Origin of the sequence: Cupriavidus sp. USMAHM13 (assembly GCF_001854285.1) — a bacterium.
GTDB classification, from domain to species: Bacteria; Pseudomonadota; Gammaproteobacteria; order Burkholderiales; family Burkholderiaceae; genus Cupriavidus; species Cupriavidus malaysiensis.
Genome location: NZ_CP017752.1, coordinates 1554421 through 1571963, shown reverse-complemented (window position 1 = coordinate 1571963; position 17543 = coordinate 1554421). Strand labels below are relative to the sequence as shown.

Genomic DNA, 17543 nt, shown 5'->3' with positions numbered 1-17543 from the left:
GTCAGCGGGGGGCCGACCAGCCTTGGTATTGGCCGACGTTGGCGCGCGTGACCAGTGTCGGCGGCAGCAGCACGGTGCGGCTGGCCGGCGCCTGGCCATGCATCAGGCCGATGCCGATCTGCACCGCGGCGCGGGCGATGGCCCACGGATCCTGGCTGGCCGAGGCCTGCACCAGGGTGTCGGACTTGAGCGCGGCCTCGATGTCGGGCGCGCCGTCGACCGAGGCGATCAGGATGCCACGGCGGTTGAGCTGGCGTGCGGCCAGGTCGGCGCCGATGGCCTGCGGGTCATTGATGGTGAAGACAGCGTCGATCTTCGGGAAGCGCGTCAGGTAGAGCTGCATCACGTTGAGGCCGCCCTCGCGCGAGCCCTTGGCATCCTGGTCGTCGGACAGCAGGTGCAGGCCGGGATGCTCGGCCAGCACGCGCTTGCAGCCGCGCACGCGGTCCAGCACCGCCGACACCGGCGGGCCGTTCTGGATGATCACGTTGCCGCGGCCGCCCAGGCGCTCGGCGAGGAAGCCGCAGGCCAGCTCGCCCGCCCGCGTGTTGTCGGTCTGCACCACGGCGTCGGCACCGGCGGCCCCGACGTCCACCGCCACCACCACGATGCCGGCGCGGCGCGCCTTGCGCACCGCCGGCTCGATGGCGCGCGCGTCGGCGGCGTTGATCAGGATCAGGTCCACCTGCGAGACGATGAAGCTGTCGATCTGCGTGAACTGCTTGTTGAGGTCGTAGTCGGCCGACAGCACGGTGACCTTGGCCTGCGGGTTGGCGGCCTTGGCCGCGGCCTCCGCGCCGCGCGCCAGCGCGACGAAGTAGGGGTTGCCCAGCGAGCCCAGCGTGACGCCGACCTTGCGCAAGGGCCGTTCCGCCGCGGCTGCCTGCGGGGCGGCGGCCGGTGCCTGCGCCGCGCTGCGGCCGCTGCCGGCGGCCAGGGTCGCCAGCAGCGCGACGGCAATGGCGGCGATGATGGCGGCGGCACGCGCCAGCGCTGTGGGGAAGTAGCGTGTCAGCACGTCGTATCTCCTGCCCGATGTGTCTCGTTCCCGTTTCCCGTGTCCCATGTCCTGTGTCCCGTCAGGTGCGCGCCGAATCGCGGCGGCGGTAGCGGTCCAGCGCCACGGCGCCGATGATCACCAGGCCCTTGACGATGTACTGCCAGATATCGGAGACGCCCAGCAGCACCAGGCCGTTGGACAGCACCGCGATGATCAGCGCGCCCACCAGGGTGCCGCCGATCGAGCCGGTGCCGCCGACGAAACTGGTGCCGCCCAGGATCACCGCGGCGATGGCGTCGAGTTCGTAGGACTGGCCGAGCTGCAGCCCGTTGGCGGCATACAGCCGCGCCGCCGACATCACGCCGCCCAGGCCCGACAGCAGGCCGGACATCGCGTAGACGAACAGCAGCACCACCCACACCTTGATGCCCGACAGGCGCGCGGCCTCCGCATTGCCGCCGACCGCGTAGATCTGCATGCCCAGTACCGTGCGGCGCAGTACGAACCAGCACAGCGCCACCACCGCGCAGGCGATCACCACCAGCCAGGGCACGCCGAGCAGCTCGCCGTTGCCGAGGAAGGCGAAGCCGATGTCGGGGTTGTAGAGGGTGCTGTCGTGGCCGGCCAGGCGGGCCAGCCCGCGCACGGCGGTCAGCGTGCCGAGCGTGACGATGAAGGGTGGCAGCTTCATGAAGGCGACCAGCGCGCCGTTGACCAGGCCGAACGCCAGGCCGCACAGCAGCGCCGCCGGCACGCTGAGCGCGCCGAGCTGCGGCACCAGCGACACCAGCATGGCGGCCACCGCCGAGATCGACAGGATGGAGCCGACCGAGAGGTCGATGCCGCCGGTCAGGATGACGAAGGTCATGCCGGCCGCCAGCACCAGGTTGATCGAGGCCTGCTGGGCCACGATGGAGAGGTTCTGCCAGCTGGCGAAATGGTCGGTCAGCACGGCGAAGGCCGCGCACAGCAGCAGCAGGATGGGCAGCATGCCCAGGGCGCGCAGGCGTTCCTGCGCGGTGGGTCCGGCGCCGGCCAGGGCCGCGCCGGGGGCGTGGGTCAGCGAATCTTGCATGGTCGTCTCCTGCGGGGGGGGGCGTGGCGCCCTTCTGGTCTGTGGGTTCCGGTCCAGGGTTCCGGTCTGTGGTCCGGGTGTGCGGCCGGCGGCCTCAGTGCCGGAGCGGACCGGCGGCGGCAGCGCCCGCTGCCGCGGACATGGCCGCCACGGTTGCCGGCATGGCGTCGTCCGGCCCGGCCGCGCCGGTTGCCAGCGCGATGATGCGTTCCTGCATGCGTGCCGCGCTGTCGCCGGGATGCACCTCGCCGGCGATCTCCCCCGCGCGCATCACCAGCACGCGGTCGCACAGGCCCACCACCTCGGGCAGCTCGCTGGAGATCAGCAGGATGGCCACGCCTTGCCGGGCCAGGGCATCGATCAGGGCATAGATCTCCGACTTGGCGCCGATGTCGACGCCGCGCGTGGGCTCGTCCAGGATCAGCACGCGCGGACGGATCTCCAGCAGGCGCGACAGCATCACCTTCTGCTGGTTGCCGCCCGACAGCGCGCCGACGTTGACGCGCGCGTGCGGCACGCGGATGCCCAGCGCGCGGATGGCGCGCTCGGTGCGGCCGCTGCCGGCGGCGCGGTCGAGCCGGCCGAAGCGGCGCGCGTCGCGCCCCGCCACGATCAGGTTGATGTTCTCGTGCACGCTGTGGTCGAGGAACAGCCCCTGCAGCTTGCGGTCCTCGGTCAGGTAGGCGATGCCGGCCTCGATGGCCTGGCGTGGCGTGTCCAGGCGCACCGGCGCGCATGCGCCGCCGCCCTGCCCCGCCAGCCGCACCTCGCCGCGCAGGCGCGCGTCGGCGCCGAACACCAGCCGCGCCAGTTCGGTGCGCCCCGCTCCCACCAGGCCCGCCAGTCCCAAGACCTCGCCGGCGCCCAGGTCGAAGCTGCAGCCCTTGACGCGGCGCCCGTCCGCCATGTCGCGCACGGACAGCACGGCCCGGCCGGCGCCGGCCTGCTGGCGCGCGGCGCCGTGGTCCTTGGTATAGAAGCCGGACAGGTCGCGTCCCACCATCATCTTCACCAGCGCCGCCTGCGACAGCTCGGCGCGCGCCAGCGTGCCGACGAAGCCGCCGTCGCGCAGCACCGTGACGCGGTCGGCCAGTTCGTCGATCTCCGCCATGCGATGGCTGATGTAGAGGATGGCCAGGCCCTGCCGGCGCAGTTGCCGGATCAGCGCGAACAGCCGCTCCGTTTCATGCGTGGACAACGGCGTGGTGGGTTCGTCCATGACCAGGATGCGCGCCTCGAAATGCACCGCGCGCGCGATCTCCACCAGCTGGCGCTGGGCGATCGACAGGCCGGCCACGGCATCGAGCGCGCCGAAGTCGGCGCCCAGGCGCGCCAGCGTGGCGGCGCAGGCCTGTGCCATGCCGGCGCGGTCGACCAGGCCGTGGCGGCGCAGCGGACGGCCGAGATAGACGTTCTCGGCCACGCTCAGGTTGGGGGCCAGGCTCAGCTCCTGGTAGATCACCGCCACGCCGAGCGCGCGCGCGGCCTGCGGCCCGTCGATGGCCACCTCGCGCCCGTCGATGCGGATGCTGGCGCCGGCGTCGGGCAGGTAGGCGCCTGACAGGATCTTCATCAGCGTGGACTTGCCGGCGCCGTTCTCGCCCATCAGCGCATGGACCTCGCCCGCATAGGCGGTGAGCTGCACGTCGCGCAGCGCGCGCACGCCGGGGAAGGTCTTGCTGATATGGCGCAGCGCGAGCAGCGGCGCGGTGCGCGCGGCATCGACGGTATGTTCAGGCGACGGCATCGCTGGCCTCCGGGATCCGGGCCGACGCACCCTTGAGCCATTCGGCGCGCGGCGAGAAATTCATGAACAGCGGCAGCGCGGCGGCGCCCACGGCGCCGGCGTTGGCGCCGAAGCCGCCGCGCACCACGCGCGGCGCCCGCCGCGCCTCCGGCGCCCCCTCGTCGAGCGCCGCCTGCAGGCGCGCGATCAGCGTGCCGACCAGGCCGGCATCGACGTCGGCATCGAAGACCAGCAGGGGCACGTCGAGCACCGCCAGCGCCGCCTGCATGGCCGGCGCCAGCGCGTCGATGCAGTCGTCGAGCCACTGCGCCACGGCCGCATGGCCCTGCGCGATGTGCGCCTCCAGGTCGGCGTGGCCGTCCACCTGCGCGCCGTGGTGGCGCAGGTGGCGCGCCAGCGCGTTGAGCGAGGCGCGCGCCAGCAGGATGTCGCGGGCCCGCCCGGTGCGGGGCGCCGAGTCCAGCGTGCTGGGCGCCACCGGCATCATGCCGATGTCGCCGGCATTGCCCGACACGCCGCGCACGCAGTCGCCGTCGAGCACCACGCCGCCGCCGATCGCCGGGCCGAGGAAGACATAGAGGAAATCCTGGGCGTGGTGGCGGCCGTAGAACAGCTCGGCGATGGCGGCCGCGGTGCCATCGTTCTCGCTGAACACCGGCAGCCCGGTGGCGGCGGCCAGCGCCGCGCCGAAATCGGTGTCGTCCCAGGCATGGAAGCTGTCGCGCAGGGCCGCGTCCTGCAGGTCCAGCTCGCGCAGCCAGGCGCCCAGGTTATAGGGTTGGGCCAGGCCGATGCCGAGCAGGCGCTTGCGCTCGGCCGGCGCCAGCGCCTCGCATAGCGCATCCAGGTCTTCGCGCACCATGGCCAGGGCCTGCTGCGGATGGGGCAGGACCTGCTGGCGCGCACGGCTGGCCAGGATGCGGCCGCTGAAGTCGACCAGCACGCACTCGATGCTGGCTCGGTCCAGCCGCACCCCGAGGCCGAAGGCACCGCGCGGCTGCAGCCGGATCAGGCTGGCCGGCTGGCCGCGCTGCCCGTCCTGGCGTCGTCCCGCTTCGCACACCAGCCCCTCCTCGGTCAGCGTCTGCACGATGCTGCCGACCGCGGTGTTGGTCAGCTCGGCCATGCGTGCCAGGTCGGCCTTGGAAGCCTCGCCGGCACGGCGCAAGGCGAGCAGCAGGGCCCGCTCGTTGTAGAGGCGGAGGCTGGCGGAGTTGACCCCGCGTCCGGCCTTGGAAAGCGACATGCTGTCTCCTGTCCCGGTCGTGCGCGGCACCGGCTGGTCCGGACCGCGTCACGCCTCGATTAATTAATTCACGTTGAATTAAAGATTAGGACGGAGACCGGCTCAAGTGGGGACAAACCCGGAGACGACGGTTGGAGAGGGTGCGGCTACCCGCAGCGGGAAGCTGAAAATGCAGATTGCGACACTTACGACCGGTCAGCCGCTCGGCCGCCCGGTGGCGCAGGCTGCGCCCGGACCGCGCTCAGTCGGCCTTGGCGGCAGGCGCGCTGGCCGCCACGCCGGCGAGCGGGAGCGGCTCGAAGAGATGGTGGTGGAGATGGCCGCCGGCATAGACCGGCCGCTGCGTGCGCACGCGCTCGATCACGGCCCGGTCGGAGCCGCTGGCGGCCGAGCGGTACAGCAGCGGCACCGCGGCCAACGCCAGGGTCACCACACAGGGCAAGGCAAGGTGCAGCAGTTTCATGGCCGGCCGCCGGCGCACGGGAAGTGCGCCCGCAGGCGCTGCAGCGACAGGGGAATCGACGGGGACGGCGGGGGGCATGCAATCGAACGGCGGTAGAACGCAACACTACGGCGCAACACTGCAGCGCAGCGCAAAGACCGCGATCCTCGCACAGCGGCGGCCGCATGACCAGAGGCAGACCAGCCGCGCGGCGTGGCCGCCGCCCGCCAACGGCAGCGCAGGCTCAGCCGGCGCGGGCCGGCGTGGGCGCCGTGGCGGCCTGGTCGCAGGAAGCCTGCTGCAGCGCGGCGCGTTGCGCGGCACGCTTCTCGGCGCGGGCGCGTTCGATCACGGTCCAGTCGGGACCGGCGAGGGCAGGCAGGGCGGCGGCCAGGGTAGCGGCGCCGGCCAGGGCGAGGATCAGGGTCTTCATGGCGAGGAGGAGAGGGAGTCGGGGGGGCAAGGCGGGGGAGCGGAGCGGCCGGCAGGCCCGGACAGGCACCGGACCTGCCCTGCTGCGCCTGCCGGCGGCGCCCGCCTTCCCCGAACTGGGGGAGGAGGAAGGCGGTCCGCCGCCGGCCCGTGTAGAAAGGCCCGCCGCCCTGCCCCGCCATGCCGGCGCGCTCTCCTGGAGGACGAGGCGCGGCGGTCATGGCGGCACGCATGCCGGACGGCGGACAAGGCGAAGCCTGGTGTGATGCCTGTGCTGCGATGCCTGCGGGCAGCGCTTGCTGCCCGAGCCGGCCGTACCGGCCGGAAACGTCAGACGGGTTGAGCGGAAACGCCGGTCAGGTCGCGGCCGGCCAGGTCCATGCCGCCGGCGCGGTTGCCTTCGCTATAGGGATCGCGCGGCGCGTTGCCGCGTGCGCCTTCGCTGTAGGGATCGCGCTTGCCGAGGTTGGCACCTTCGGAGTAGGGGTCGCGCTTGCCGAGGTTGGCGCCTTCGGAGTAGGGGTCACGCTTGCCGTTATGCATGGTGTAGCCGTAACGGTCGCCGGCAATGCCGCTATCCCGCGGACCCGATGCATTGGCCTGAGCGCTGGCCAGGACGCAGGCGCTGAGGGCGGCTGCGGTTGCAAGGGTCTTGAGGAGCTTCGTGTTCATGATGGTTAAGCAGGTTTGGGGGAGGACGGCACTTCCATTTTCACGGTGCGGGATGGGCGGATCTGCGTCCCGCGCGCCGTCCTGTTCGCCTTTTGAGCTGTGCATTCGGCAATCGCGTCGTGCACAGGAACCCAGTGTAGCCATGGGTCACTCATTCTAGAAGTGATTTATTTTTCTTTTGTCCAGTCGATTTTTTCATAGAAAGAACCGGACAAGCGGGCGGGCAGGCAATCTGCGCTTCAGTCAGATCGGCGGGGACATGCTGGGACGAACGCCGACGGCTTGGCAGGCAAGGCATGGCAAGGCGCGTTCGCTGCCGGACGCAGCTTGGCGCTTCGCGCTTGCCTCAGGCGCACCTCACGCGAAGGGAAGAAGCCGGGCAGCTCAGGTTGCAGGTGGTCCGGGATAGCGTTGACGCGCGTGGAGCACGGCCAGCGCCGTCACGATCATCTCGTTCTCTTCCAGGATAACGAGATAGTTCTCGTGCGCGACCAGTTCGCGCGTGCCGGCAACGCGGCCCGGCCTGCGGGGAAACAAGGGGTCGGCCAGTCTAGCCACCTGGTCATCGATGTGGGGCCACAGCGTGGCGCCTGCGCGCGGATTGCCCTGCGCAAATTAGGCCTCGATTTCATCCAGGTCGTCCCGGTAGCTCTGCGTGCGCAGCACGACCTTCATGGGCTATCGAGCTGACGCCGCTTGGCCGCCCGGATCGCTTCCCATTGGTCCGGCTCGATGCGCTGGTTGCTGCCGTCGTCGAGGCCGGCACGCGCTGCCTCGACCTTCTGCTGCAGCCATTCGGCATGGGACAGTGCCTCATGCGCCGCCTTCATCCGCGCCGCAGCATCCTCGCGCGTCCGCTGGCCCGCGGACACGCTGTAATTGCTGGCGTCGATCCCGTCGATCCTGACGATATGCAACTCCCTCCGCAGGTATTCGACACAACTGTCCAGGCTGCGCCAGGTGCGCGGCCTGTCGTCACGTTGGGTCCCCAACGGGGTGTCCTGCGCGCCGATCCGCAAGGTCACGGACCAGCCACCGGGCTGGCCGACAATGGCGGCACCGGTGATGACCGACGCCTCGACGAGACGACGGGCGTTGGGCGTGTCTATGGTTCGGGTCCTCACTCGCACCTCCTTCACACAACAGGAAGCAGCCTGACAAATACTAGATAAAAACTCAATTACCTCACAAATAATGCAGTATCAAATACTTTCAGGAATGGGAAATCCGTCTCGCCGACGACGAATTGCCATCAATCGCGCGCCGTAGCCGGCACTTCCCGCACCGCCGGCGCCTGCTGCCAGCCCCCGCCCAGCGCCACGAACAGGCCGATCTGGTTGAAGGCGAGCTGGCTGTCCGAGGCGGCCAGGTCCATTTCCGCCGATGCCAGGCTGCGTTCCGCGTCCAGGCTCGACAGGTAGGGCGTGCGCCCCGCCTGGTAGAGGCGCCGCTGCTGCGCGGCGGCACCGGCGGCCTGGTCGCGCGCGGCGCGCAGCGCGGCATTGCGTTCCTGCTCGCGCCCGTAGCGGCTCAGCGCCGTGCGGGTCTCCAGCAGGGCCTTGAGCACCACGCCGTCGAAGCGCGCCAGCGCCGCGTCGGCGCCGGCTTCCATGCCGTGGATGCGCGGGCGTACACCGTTGGTGGGCAGGTTCCAGGTGATGCCGGGGCCGATGCCCCAATGCGCGGTCGGCCCGGTGCCGAAGTCCGACAGCATGCCGGTGAGGCCGGCCGAGGCGCCGATGCGGATGGACGGATACAGATCGGCCGTGGCCACGCCGATGCGCGCGGTGGCGGCAGCCAGCTCGCGCTCGGCCTGGCGCACGTCCGGGCGGCGCTTGAGCAGCGCGGCGCCGTCGCCCACCGGCAGCGGACGGCTCAGGCGCGGCTCCTCCTCGCAGGCGAAGGCCTCCGGCGCCAGCGAGCCGGGCGGCTGGCCCAGCAGCGCGGCAAGCCGGAAGCCCGCGCCTTCGCGCTCGGCCTCGAAGCGCGGCAGCGCCGCGCGCAGGGTGTCGGCCTGGGCCTGCGCGCGCATGGCGTCGGCAGGCTGGCCGCGGCCGGCGGCCACCAGCTTGCGTACCAGTTCGGCCTGGTGTTCGGCCAGCCTGGCCTGCTGCGTGGCCACCTCGTGCTCGTGCGTGGCGGCGCAACCCTGCACATAGGCACGCACCGTCTCGGCGACCACGCCGACGCGCGCCGCGTCGAGCGCGGCGGCACCGGCTTCGGCGCCGGCCAGCGCGGCTTCGTCGGCGCGCGCGAGCTTGCCGAAGAAGTCGATCAGGTAGGACACCGAGAAGCCCGCATCGCCGATGCTCAGGGCCGGGATCTTCTCCGTCTTGAGCAGGCTCTCGCCGGACAGCTGGGTGCGCTGCGCGCTGCCCCAGAGCGCGCCCTGCGGCAGGTTCTCGGCCTCCACCTCGTGGTAGATGGCGATGGCGCGGCGCAGGTTGGCGGCGGCCGCGCGCAGGTCGGTATTGGCGGTCAGCGCCTGCCGCACCAGCTGGTCGAGCCTGGCATCGTCGTACAGGCGCCACCAGTCGTCGGGCGGCGCGTCGGCCGAGACCCCGGCCGCGGCCCGGGCCCCGTCCGCGCCGTCGCCGGTGAGCGGGCCATTGGCGGCGGGCGCCTGCACCAGCGCCTGCGCCGGCACGTGGTAATCGGGGCCGACGGTGGTGCAGCCGGCCAGCAGCGTGGCGACCAGCAACGGCAGCGCAGCCAGGCGCGGGGTCCTCATGAGCGGCTCCCCTGCGGCGCCGCGGCCGCGCCGTCTTCCCGCACCGACACCGTGGCGGTGCGGCCGGACACCAGCCGCACGCCGGCCGGCACCGCGTCGAAGACGATGCGCACCGGCACACGCTGCGCCAGCCGCACCCAGTTGAAGGTCGGGTTCACGTTGGGCAGCAGGGTCGCGCCGTTGCTGCGGTCGCGGTCTTCGATGCCGGCGGCGATGCTCTGCACGTGGCCCCGCAGCGGCTGCGCTTCGCCCATGATGCGGATGTCGACCGGCGCGCCGACACGGATGCCGTGCAGCTTGGTTTCCTCGAAGTAGCCTTCGACATGGAAGGACTCCACGTCCACCATCGAGAACACCGGCTTGCCGGTGCTGACATAGTCGCCCAGGCGTGGCAGGCGGTCGTTGACGTAGCCCTCCACCGGGCTCAGCACGGTGGTGCGCTCCAGGTTGAGCTGCGCCACCGCCACCGCGGCCTCGGCCTGGGCCAGCGCCGCCGCGCCCTCCTCCACGCGCGCCCGCCCCTCTTCCACCACCTCGGCCGACACCACGCCGCTCAACGCCACGCTGCGCGCCGCCTCGCGCCGCGCCTGCGCCAGCACCGCGCGGCGGGCCGCGGCGTTGGCCTGCGCCTGGCGCAGCGCCAGCGCGAAGCGGTCGCGGTCGATCACGAACAGCGGCTGGCCGCGGTGCACGCGCTGGTTGTCCTTGACCAGCACCTGCGTGACCAGTCCGGAGACATCGGGCGCCACCTGCACGACCTCAGCACGCACATGGCCGTCGCGCGTCCAGGGCGCCACGGTGTAGTACTGCCACAAGTGGAAGGCGACGCAGGCGGCGAGCGCCGCCGCGGCCAGGGTCAGCACGACGGAAAGAAGGGAACGCGGACGGAAACTCATGGGTGCAACCAGCGCGCGGCGGCCACGACGCCACCGAGCAGCAGGGTGTAGAGAGCAAGGTTGAACAGGGAACGGTGCCAGACCACGCGATAGAAGCCGGCGCGGGCCAGGCCGGCGCGCAGCAGCACCATCAGGACCAGGGCCAGCAGCATCAGCAGCAGCAGCGTCGGCACGAACACGCCATAGACGTTGATCTCGCCGCTCATCGCATCTCCCGGCGGGCAGTACGGCGGCGCCTCATGACGCACGTCCCGGCATGTCGTGGCAGGTCGGATAGAGCGTGACCTGCAGCACCACCAGCGCCGCGCGGGCCTCGCGCGCGGCCCGGTTGGGCGGCGCGGCGAGCTGGGCCAGGGCGGCATCGATGCCGAGCGACAGCGTGCTCGGCGCGGGAATGTGCGCGGCATGCAGCCGCCCGCGGAAATGCGCGGCCATGCCGTCCAGCACGCCGGCCACCGCCGCGCGCGCCGCCGGCGGCAGGGCCGGCAGGCTGCGGTGCAGCGCCAGCGCGCTGAAGCCGGCCTGCAATTCGGCAAAGCCATCGCTGGACAGCGAAGCGTCGCTGGCGGCCAGGCGCGGCACCAGCTGGCTGAGCCGGTCCAGCATGCGGCCGCCCAGCGCGCCAGGGCCGGCACCCGCGCCGGCGACGCGCGTCACGGCGGCGTCGGCCAGGTCCTTCCAGCCGGCGCGGATCAGGCGGTGCGCCGCCACGCGGGCGCCGAAAGGCCGCGTCACCATGGACCAGAACGGCGCGAACAGCATGGCGCCGACGCTGGCCAGCATGGTGTTGAAGATGCCGAGGAAATTGACATCGTAGACGCTGTGGAAATTGGCCAGCGAGGCGGTGTTGACCGACAGCAGCATGGCGATCAGGTTGAAGCCGGGACGCTGGATCAGCACGCCGATGCCCAGGTAAGGCAGGGCCAGCAGCGCGGCCAGGGTCTCGAAATCGTGAGTGGTGGGCACCACCAGGAACAGGTAGAAGCAGGACACCGCCAGGCACATCGCCGACCAGCGCACGAAGGTGCGTGCCACCGGGCGCGGCTCCTCGATGGTGGCGAAGAAGCAGCAGGCGATCGCGGCCACCGCCACCGCGCCGCCGCCGTCCTCCCAGCCCGAGGCGATCCACAGCAGGCCGGCGCAGAACACGGCCAGGCCGGTCGAGCCGGCGTACCACAGCAGCATGCCGTGATCGTGGTGGTGGGCGCGCACCACCGGCTCGCCGCGGTGGCGCAGGCGCGGCCCGCGCAGGCCGCGCAGCCCGGTGCGCCGGCCCGCCAGGCGCCGCTGCAGCGTGCGGCAGTCCTCGCACAGCGCGGCCAGCGTGCGCAGGTGGTCGGCGGCGGCGGCAACCAGGCTGGCATGCCAGCGGCGATGGCCGGCCAGCGTATCGGTGGCGTCACCCGCGGTGGCGTCACCCGCGGTGCCGTCACCCGCGCCGGCCTCATCCGCGCCGGCGGCCGCAGGGGCCTGGCCGCTGCCTTCGAGGTCGCCGTCCAGCCGCGGCGCGGGCCCGGCAAAGCCGGCGCGGCACCAGGCGCGCAGCCGCGCCATGGCGTCCGCCAGCGGCGCCGGGATGCCCTCGGGATGGCGGCGCAGGTCCTGCATCACGCCGGCCAGCGAGGACAGCACCGGCAGCAGCAGGGTCATGCGCTCGCGCAGCGCCGCCGCCATGCGCAGCACCTGCGCATTCTCGGCATCGTAGGACAGCTGGGCGATCAGCTGGTCCAGCGCCAGGATGTCCGCCGCCAGCCGGTGGCGGCTGCCGTGGCGCAGTACGCTGGCCTCGGCGTCGGCCGACAGCATGTCGCCGGCCCACAACGCCGCGTCGGCCAGCCAGGCGGCGGCACGCGCGCCCAGCGCGCTCGCCACGTTGGCCGGAAAGACCACCGAGCCCACCACGCCGGCGCAGACGATGCCGATCACGATCTCCTCGATGCGCGCCACCGCGATGTCGAAGATCTGCTCGGGCTGGCCCACCGCGGGCAGCGCCACGATCGGCAGGGTGTAGGCGGCCAGCAGGAAGACGTAGCTGCGCGGGGTGCGCTGCAGCAGCGACAGGTACAGCAGCAGCGCGGTCCACAGGCTGACCGCCGCCATCAGCAGCACCGGGCCGTTGACCAGCAGCGGCACCGTCACCACCGCCGCGCTGGCGCCCAGCAGCGTGCCGAGCACGCGGTAGGCCGCCTTCGAGCGGGTCGCGCCGGTCAGCGGATGGGAGACGAAATAGACGGTCGCCATGGCCCAGTAGGGGCGCGGCAGGTCCATCCACAGCGCGATGTAGAGCGCCAGCATCGCCGCAAGGAAGGCCTTCAGCGAGAACAGCCACTGCCGGGCACTGGGCCAGCCGGACATGGTGACGAACCTGTTGGAATGGAATGGGAATGGATGGGGCGCCGGCACGGCCGCTGCGCTGGCGGCCGCGCCGTGCGGAAGGGGCGGCGCGCGCCGGGGCGGGCGCCGCGCGATCGTCGTCAAGCGATGGCGGCGACCTCGGCCAAGGGCAGGCTGCGGCATGCCGACCGGCCCGCGCGCCGCGTGCCGGGCCGGCGCGGCGTGTGCGCGCTGGCGCCGTCGAGACGGGCCAGGCCGCCGGACAGCTCACGGGCGCGCGCATTGCCCGCGGGGAAAATGCAACAGCCCGCCGCGGCCACGATGGCGACGGCCGTCGCGACGGTGGCGGGACGCGCATGCGCACGGATCATCATCTTGCTTCCTTCATTCTGCGAAAACCGGCGGATGGCCCGGCCCGCGCCCGCCGAGGCAAGGCGCGCGGTGTGGCGCGGGGGCCACGGGGGCATCCGGGGGCACCGGTGGAAACAAAGTGTAGTCAAATCCCCGGCATTCTCAGAATGATTTAATATTACACATCGCATTCGCTTTTTTCATACAAGGAGGCCACCGTGGCCATGGACATCCGCGCCCTGCGCTATTTCGTCGAAACCGCGCGGCTGAGGAGCTTCACGCAGGCCGCCGCCTCCCTCTTCGTGACCCAGTCCACCATCAGCAAGATGGTGCGCCAGCTGGAAGAGGAGGTCGGCCAGCCGCTGCTGATCCGCGAGGGCAAGCAGGTGCGCCTGACCGACGTGGGCCGGGTGGTCTACGAACGCGGCCAGGAAGCGCTCGGCGTGGTCCACCGGCTCCAGCTCGAGGTGGCCGACCTGTCCTCGCTCGGGCGCGGCCAGCTCACCGTGGGCATCCCGCCGATGGCCAACCTGTTCTTCTCTCCGGCGGTCAGTGCCTTCCGCCAGCGCTACCCCAACCTGGAACTGCGCCTGGCCGAGCACGGCGGGCACCTGGTCGAGCAGCAGGTGGCCAGCGGCGAACTGGAGGTCGGCGCCACCGTGCTGCCGGGCGACAGCGGGCTGGCGCTCGCCTCGCGCCAGTTCGCCAGCCATCCGATCTGGGTGGCCGGGCCGCGCAAGGCCAAGTGGGCCAAGGGCAAGACCGTCACGCTGGCCGCCCTGCGCGACGAACCGCTGGTACTGCTCAACGACGACTTCTCGCTGACGCGCAAGCTGCGCCTGGCCTTCCTCGACGCCCGCATCGAACCGCGCATCGTGGCGCAGAGCGGGCACTGGGACTTCCTCGCCTCGATGGCGGCGGCCGGCCTGGGCACGACCTTCCTGCCGCGTCCGCTGCTGGCCAAGCTGCACATCGAGGACGACCTGGCCGTGGCGCGGCTGGTCGAGCCCGATATGGACTGGGCGCTGGCGCATATCTGGCAGCCCGGCCGCTATCTGTCGCATGCGGCGCGCGCCTGGCTGGACGTGTGCAGCGAGGTGCTGGGGGCCTGAGCGGCACCGGACCGGGCTGGCCGCCTTCAGGACCGGCGCCCGGCTGCCGTTATCCGTCGCAGGGCAGTCACGACAAGCCGGAGCCTGGAACAGGCACGGCGGCGTGCGCCGGCTCGCCGCTGCCCGCCGAACCACGCTCCGACGCATGAACACCACAGACTACCGCAGCGACTCGAGGAGCGACGCTTCCCAGCTGTACGGCACCGCCTGCGCCGCCCCGCTGCGGGACCTGGGCACAGACCTGCGCCTCGCCGCGCCCGCCATCGTCGACGAGTTCTACGACCGTCTGGCACGGCTTTCCGGCCGGCAGCCGCTGCTCGAGGCGCTGTCGGCCGCCGAACTGGCCCGGCTCAAGCAGCTCCAGCAAGGCAACCTGCTCGCGCTCGCCGCAACCGACCTGAACGAGACGGACCACGGCACCATGGCGATGCGGGTCGGCAAGGTGCATGCCATGGTCGGCCTCGCCAGCGAGGCCCTGGTCCACAGCGAGGACATCCTGCACACCGCCGTCCACCGGCACCTCGACGCCAGCCGGCACGGCGAAGCCCTGTCGATCTTGTCGCGCCGGCTGATCCGCGACGTGGCCTGGCAGATCCGCGCCTACGAGGAGATGGAAAGCTCGCGCCACCAGGTACTGCTGGACATCACCCGCCTGGCCTGGGCGGCCGGCAGCTATACGGACCTGATCGGCCAGGCCGTCGGGATCCTCGGCCGGCATGGCGAGATCGCCGGCTGCTCGATCGGGCGGCCGGACCAGCACGGGCGCTTCCGCTTCGAGGCGGCCAGCGGGACGAACATCGAACCCTACCTGACCTATCTGGAGCATTCGCCGGCCAGCGCCATCGAGGCCGACAGCGGCAGCCGGGGCCGTGGGCCCACCGGCCGCGCCTGGCTGGGCCGGACCATCGAGCGCTGCCTGAACTTCGCCACCGACGCCCGCATGGCACCGTGGCGCGACGCCGCGGCGCAGGCCGGCTACCGCTCCAGCGCGGCGATCCCGCTGCACCAGCCCGGCTGCGCGCCGACCGCGGTCCTGACGCTGTACTGCGCCTATCCGGGCGGCTTCGCCGGGCCGCACCACGAGGCCTTCCTGACACAGCTGCAGGCCTTGCTGACCTTCGCGCTGGCAAGGTTCGACCTGCGCACGGGACTCTCGGTGGCGATCCCCTACGTCACGCGCCAGCACTGGGCCGCGCTGCTGAGGTCGGACGCTCTCGAGATGCACTACCAGCCCTTGCTGGACCTGCGCTCGGGCACCGTCAGCAAGGCCGAGGCGCTGGCCCGGCTGCGCGACGGCGAGCGGCTGCTCGCGCCCGGCACCTTCCTGCCCGCGCTGTCGCCGGAGGACTTCCTTGAACTGTATGCCCGCGGCCTGCGCCAGGCGCTGGCGCAGCGACGGCACTGGCTGCGCCACGGCTTCGACCTGGACCTGTCGCTCAACCTGCCGTTCAGCGGACTCGGCGACCGCCGCTACTTCGAGGCCACCCGGCAATTGCTGAGCGAGCAGGACTGCCCCGGCCACAAGCTGACCCTGGAGATCCTGGAGACAGACGACCTTCCGCGGGGCATCGACATCGGCGCAGAGCTGGCCCGCTTCAAGACGCTCGGCGTGCGGCTGGCCGAGGACGACCTCGGCTCCGGGCACAGCAGCCTGACGCGCCTGCGCAACCTGCCTTTCGATACGATCAAGATCGACCGCAGCCTGGTCGCCGCGCGCGCGGACCAGCCCCCGGGCGACAGCGCCCTGCACTTCATCTACCAGCTGACCCGTCTCGGCCATGCCCTGGGCAAGTCGGTCATCGTCGAAGGTGTCGAGGACGAAGACCTGCTGGAAGCCATCGCGATTCTCGGCGCGGACGCGGTGCAAGGCTATGTGGTGGCCCGCCCGATGTCCTCCGGGCAGCTGCTGGAATGGCTGGCCGGCAGGCAGGCGCGGCTTCCGGCAAGCCCGCCGGCACCGGGCAGCACGCTGGCCAGGCTGGCCCGGCTGCTGGTGTGGGAGGAGACCCTCCACCTGCTGCTGCGCGAAGCGCCGGAGCGCACCGCCGACGGCGGCGCGGCCGCACCACCGCCGGGCGCGGCCGGGGCCGGCCCCCGGCACGCTTCCCTGGCGGGCATGGCCGAACTGCTGCTGGCACCGGCGCCCCCGCGCGCCAGGAGCCGGCACCTGCATCAACGCATGCATGACCTGCTCCATGCGGCCTGGTCGCACGGGCCGCGCAGCCCGGCCTACGCCGCCGCGCGCGAACGCCTGGTCTCGACCCTGTGCGCGGCCTAGACCGCTGAATCATGGAAATAGACCAGCAGTGGACTAGTGGACTCGTGCCCCGCTACTGCAGGTTGCCCCAGCGCGGCACCGCCGGCTCGGCGGCAGCCCACTTCCAGCGCCCGCCCTGCTCGCAGGCCGTGGTGAGGAACCAGGCGCGCCGCCGCGCGGCGTCGTCGTCGACCGAAAACAGGGCTTCCTTGCAACGCGCCAGCGGCGTGTCGATGACACGGGTGACGCGCAGCCAGCCATGCGCATTGCCATAGGGCAAGGGGTGGCGGATCTCCCAGCGCTCCAGGCGATCGGGCTCGAGGGTGCCGATGACGGCGGCGATGCTGTCCTGCTCGGCTTCGTGCCAATGGCGGAAGAAGGCCTTGCCGGCGGCGTCGGCCGCCGCACTGACGCCGATCGCCACCCCCGCGCCCAGCGCCGGATTGGCGGTCAGCGCACCGGTGGCGACACCGGCCACCGCACCGGAGATATCGCCGAACGAGGAACAGCCGCCCAGCGATGACAGCAGCGCGCCGGCCGCCAGGATGCGCAGCAGGACGCGGCGCGGCGCCTGCGCCCCCGGCACCGCATTCATTGCAGGTTGCCCCAGCGCGCCGTGGCCGGCTCCGCCGAGGCCCATTTCCACTGGTCGCCGTCGCGGCAGATGGCGGCGACATAGAAGGCGCTGCCGCCCCCCGGCGCCGCCGCCGCGGGCGACGACGCCGGCAACGATGCGGCACCGGCGGGCGCCGGCGGATCGACCGAGAACACGATTTCCTTGCAGCTCAGTTGCTTGTCGCCGATCAGGCGGCTGACCGTCACGCGGCCGCGCTCTTCCGCCTCCAGCGGCGCCGCGTGGTCGGTGGCCCAGGAGGCCACCGCGCCCACCGCCAGCGCTCCGGCGGCCTGCGCGATGCGGTCTTGCGCGGCGGCGTGCACCTGGCGCTGGCTGTACTGCAGCGCCGCCTTGGCGCCGGCCTGCACGCCGAGGCCGATGCCGGTCGCCACCGCGGCATTGTCGGTTACCGCGCCCGCGATCGCGGCGCCGGCCACGCCGGCCCCGGCCGCCGTGCCCTCGTTGAGCAGCGAGCTGCAACCCGTGCCGGCCAGGGCGGCGGCGGCCAGCAGCAACGGCAGCGCGGCACGCGCGGCCGCGCCGCGCAGGATGGCGACAGGGGAGACGAGGCGGAGCAGGCAGAGGAAACGGGGAAGGCGGCGGAGGCTGTGCATGCGGGACGGTAGGATCGG

The 17543-nt window shown here is 72.1% G+C and carries 17 protein-coding genes and 1 pseudogene; 2 read left to right on the top strand and 16 right to left on the bottom strand.

What is annotated here, in order from left to right; translation table 11 throughout:
- Position 1: 1 nt before the first annotated feature.
- The 14 genes and pseudogenes from BKK81_RS25300 to BKK81_RS25240 all read right to left on the bottom strand — a co-directional run bounded on the left by BKK81_RS25300 (position 2) and on the right by BKK81_RS25240 (position 12949).
- Positions 2-937, bottom strand: a complete 936-nt coding sequence (locus tag BKK81_RS25300) for an ABC transporter substrate-binding protein (protein WP_231908240.1) — start codon at positions 935-937, stop codon at positions 2-4.
- A 142-nt stretch (positions 938-1079) separates the two neighbouring features.
- Entirely contained in the window at positions 1080-2075 is a 996-nt protein-coding gene (locus tag BKK81_RS25295) for an ABC transporter permease subunit (protein WP_083384430.1), read from the bottom strand.
- A 94-nt stretch (positions 2076-2169) separates the two neighbouring features.
- Positions 2170-3822 (bottom strand): sugar ABC transporter ATP-binding protein, encoded by a 1653-nt coding sequence (locus BKK81_RS25290; protein ID WP_071018693.1) that lies wholly within the window; start codon positions 3820-3822, stop codon positions 2170-2172.
- Positions 3809-5068, bottom strand: a complete 1260-nt coding sequence (locus tag BKK81_RS25285) for an ROK family protein (RefSeq protein WP_071018691.1) — start codon at positions 5066-5068, stop codon at positions 3809-3811. Before BKK81_RS25285 ends, BKK81_RS25290 begins: the two co-directional genes overlap by 14 nt.
- Before the next feature lie 241 nt (positions 5069-5309).
- A complete protein-coding gene (locus BKK81_RS25280) occupies positions 5310-5531 on the bottom strand; it encodes a hypothetical protein (protein WP_071018689.1) in 222 nt (73 codons plus the stop codon).
- Between the two features lie 223 nt (positions 5532-5754).
- A complete protein-coding gene (locus BKK81_RS25275; RefSeq protein ID WP_071018688.1) occupies positions 5755-5943 on the bottom strand; it encodes a hypothetical protein in 189 nt (62 codons plus the stop codon).
- A 329-nt stretch (positions 5944-6272) separates the two neighbouring features.
- Positions 6273-6614 carry a hypothetical protein gene (locus BKK81_RS25270; RefSeq protein ID WP_071018686.1) on the bottom strand — a complete coding sequence of 114 codons (342 nt, stop codon included), beginning with the start codon at positions 6612-6614 and terminating at the stop codon, positions 6273-6275.
- A gap of 384 nt (positions 6615-6998) precedes the next feature.
- Positions 6999-7211 (bottom strand): annotated as a pseudogene (locus tag BKK81_RS36560) (type II toxin-antitoxin system RelE/ParE family toxin); the annotation flags it as partial.
- A 74-nt stretch (positions 7212-7285) separates the two neighbouring features.
- A complete protein-coding gene (locus BKK81_RS25265) occupies positions 7286-7738 on the bottom strand; it encodes a hypothetical protein (RefSeq protein ID WP_071018684.1) in 453 nt (150 codons plus the stop codon).
- A gap of 128 nt (positions 7739-7866) precedes the next feature.
- Positions 7867-9345, bottom strand: a complete 1479-nt coding sequence (locus BKK81_RS25260) for an efflux transporter outer membrane subunit (protein ID WP_071018682.1) — start codon at positions 9343-9345, stop codon at positions 7867-7869.
- Complete coding sequence (locus BKK81_RS25255; protein WP_071018680.1) at positions 9342-10241, bottom strand: efflux RND transporter periplasmic adaptor subunit; 900 nt, start codon at positions 10239-10241, stop codon at positions 9342-9344. The genes BKK81_RS25260 and BKK81_RS25255 overlap by 4 nt, the downstream gene beginning before the upstream one ends.
- Positions 10238-10447, bottom strand: coding sequence for a DUF1656 domain-containing protein (locus BKK81_RS25250; RefSeq protein ID WP_071018678.1), 210 nt, complete (start codon positions 10445-10447; stop codon positions 10238-10240). Before BKK81_RS25250 ends, BKK81_RS25255 begins: the two co-directional genes overlap by 4 nt.
- Before the next feature lie 31 nt (positions 10448-10478).
- The gene (locus tag BKK81_RS25245; protein ID WP_071018676.1) at positions 10479-12596 is read right to left on the bottom strand and encodes an FUSC family protein; all 2118 of its coding nucleotides are present in this window, start codon (positions 12594-12596) and stop codon (positions 10479-10481) included.
- A 119-nt stretch (positions 12597-12715) separates the two neighbouring features.
- Complete coding sequence (locus tag BKK81_RS25240; RefSeq protein ID WP_071018674.1) at positions 12716-12949, bottom strand: hypothetical protein; 234 nt, start codon at positions 12947-12949, stop codon at positions 12716-12718.
- Positions 12950-13144: 195 nt separating this feature from the next.
- Here BKK81_RS25240 and BKK81_RS25235 point away from each other — a divergent pair, with 195 nt between their 5' ends.
- On the top strand, positions 13145-14038 hold the full coding sequence (locus BKK81_RS25235; protein WP_071018672.1) for a LysR family transcriptional regulator: 894 nt from the start codon (positions 13145-13147) through the stop codon (positions 14036-14038).
- A gap of 145 nt (positions 14039-14183) precedes the next feature.
- On the top strand, positions 14184-16316 hold the full coding sequence (locus BKK81_RS25230; RefSeq protein ID WP_071018670.1) for an EAL domain-containing protein: 2133 nt from the start codon (positions 14184-14186) through the stop codon (positions 16314-16316).
- A 52-nt stretch (positions 16317-16368) separates the two neighbouring features.
- On the opposite strand, the gene BKK81_RS25225 is transcribed toward BKK81_RS25230, so the two are convergent.
- Together BKK81_RS25225 and BKK81_RS25220 are read right to left on the bottom strand one after the other, a co-directional pair.
- Positions 16369-16890 (bottom strand): hypothetical protein, encoded by a 522-nt coding sequence (locus BKK81_RS25225; protein ID WP_071018668.1) that lies wholly within the window; start codon positions 16888-16890, stop codon positions 16369-16371.
- Positions 16887-17525 carry a hypothetical protein gene (locus BKK81_RS25220; protein ID WP_231908217.1) on the bottom strand — a complete coding sequence of 213 codons (639 nt, stop codon included), beginning with the start codon at positions 17523-17525 and terminating at the stop codon, positions 16887-16889. Before BKK81_RS25220 ends, BKK81_RS25225 begins: the two co-directional genes overlap by 4 nt.
- Between the last annotated feature and the right edge of the window lie 18 nt (positions 17526-17543).

Excerpts from the sequence above, each read along its gene's own strand:
- BKK81_RS25295 (WP_083384430.1), bottom strand. The coding sequence starts at position 2,075 with ATGCAAGATTCGCTGACCCACGCCCCCGGCGCGGCCCTGGCCGGCGCC.
- BKK81_RS25290 (WP_071018693.1), bottom strand. The coding sequence starts at position 3,822 with ATGCCGTCGCCTGAACATACCGTCGATGCCGCGCGCACCGCGCCGCTG.
- BKK81_RS25285 (WP_071018691.1), bottom strand. The coding sequence starts at position 5,068 with ATGTCGCTTTCCAAGGCCGGACGCGGGGTCAACTCCGCCAGCCTCCGC.
- BKK81_RS25280 (WP_071018689.1), bottom strand. The coding sequence starts at position 5,531 with ATGAAACTGCTGCACCTTGCCTTGCCCTGTGTGGTGACCCTGGCGTTG.
- BKK81_RS25275 (WP_071018688.1), bottom strand. The coding sequence starts at position 5,943 with ATGAAGACCCTGATCCTCGCCCTGGCCGGCGCCGCTACCCTGGCCGCC.
- BKK81_RS25270 (WP_071018686.1), bottom strand. The coding sequence starts at position 6,614 with ATGAACACGAAGCTCCTCAAGACCCTTGCAACCGCAGCCGCCCTCAGC.
- BKK81_RS25260 (WP_071018682.1), bottom strand. The coding sequence starts at position 9,345 with ATGAGGACCCCGCGCCTGGCTGCGCTGCCGTTGCTGGTCGCCACGCTG.
- BKK81_RS25255 (WP_071018680.1), bottom strand. The coding sequence starts at position 10,241 with ATGAGTTTCCGTCCGCGTTCCCTTCTTTCCGTCGTGCTGACCCTGGCC.
- BKK81_RS25250 (WP_071018678.1), bottom strand. The coding sequence starts at position 10,447 with ATGAGCGGCGAGATCAACGTCTATGGCGTGTTCGTGCCGACGCTGCTG.
- BKK81_RS25245 (WP_071018676.1), bottom strand. The coding sequence starts at position 12,596 with ATGTCCGGCTGGCCCAGTGCCCGGCAGTGGCTGTTCTCGCTGAAGGCC.
- BKK81_RS25240 (WP_071018674.1), bottom strand. The coding sequence starts at position 12,949 with ATGATGATCCGTGCGCATGCGCGTCCCGCCACCGTCGCGACGGCCGTC.
- BKK81_RS25230 (WP_071018670.1), top strand. The coding sequence starts at position 14,184 with ATGAACACCACAGACTACCGCAGCGACTCGAGGAGCGACGCTTCCCAG.
- BKK81_RS25225 (WP_071018668.1), bottom strand. The coding sequence starts at position 16,890 with ATGAATGCGGTGCCGGGGGCGCAGGCGCCGCGCCGCGTCCTGCTGCGC.
- BKK81_RS25220 (WP_231908217.1), bottom strand. The coding sequence starts at position 17,525 with ATGCACAGCCTCCGCCGCCTTCCCCGTTTCCTCTGCCTGCTCCGCCTC.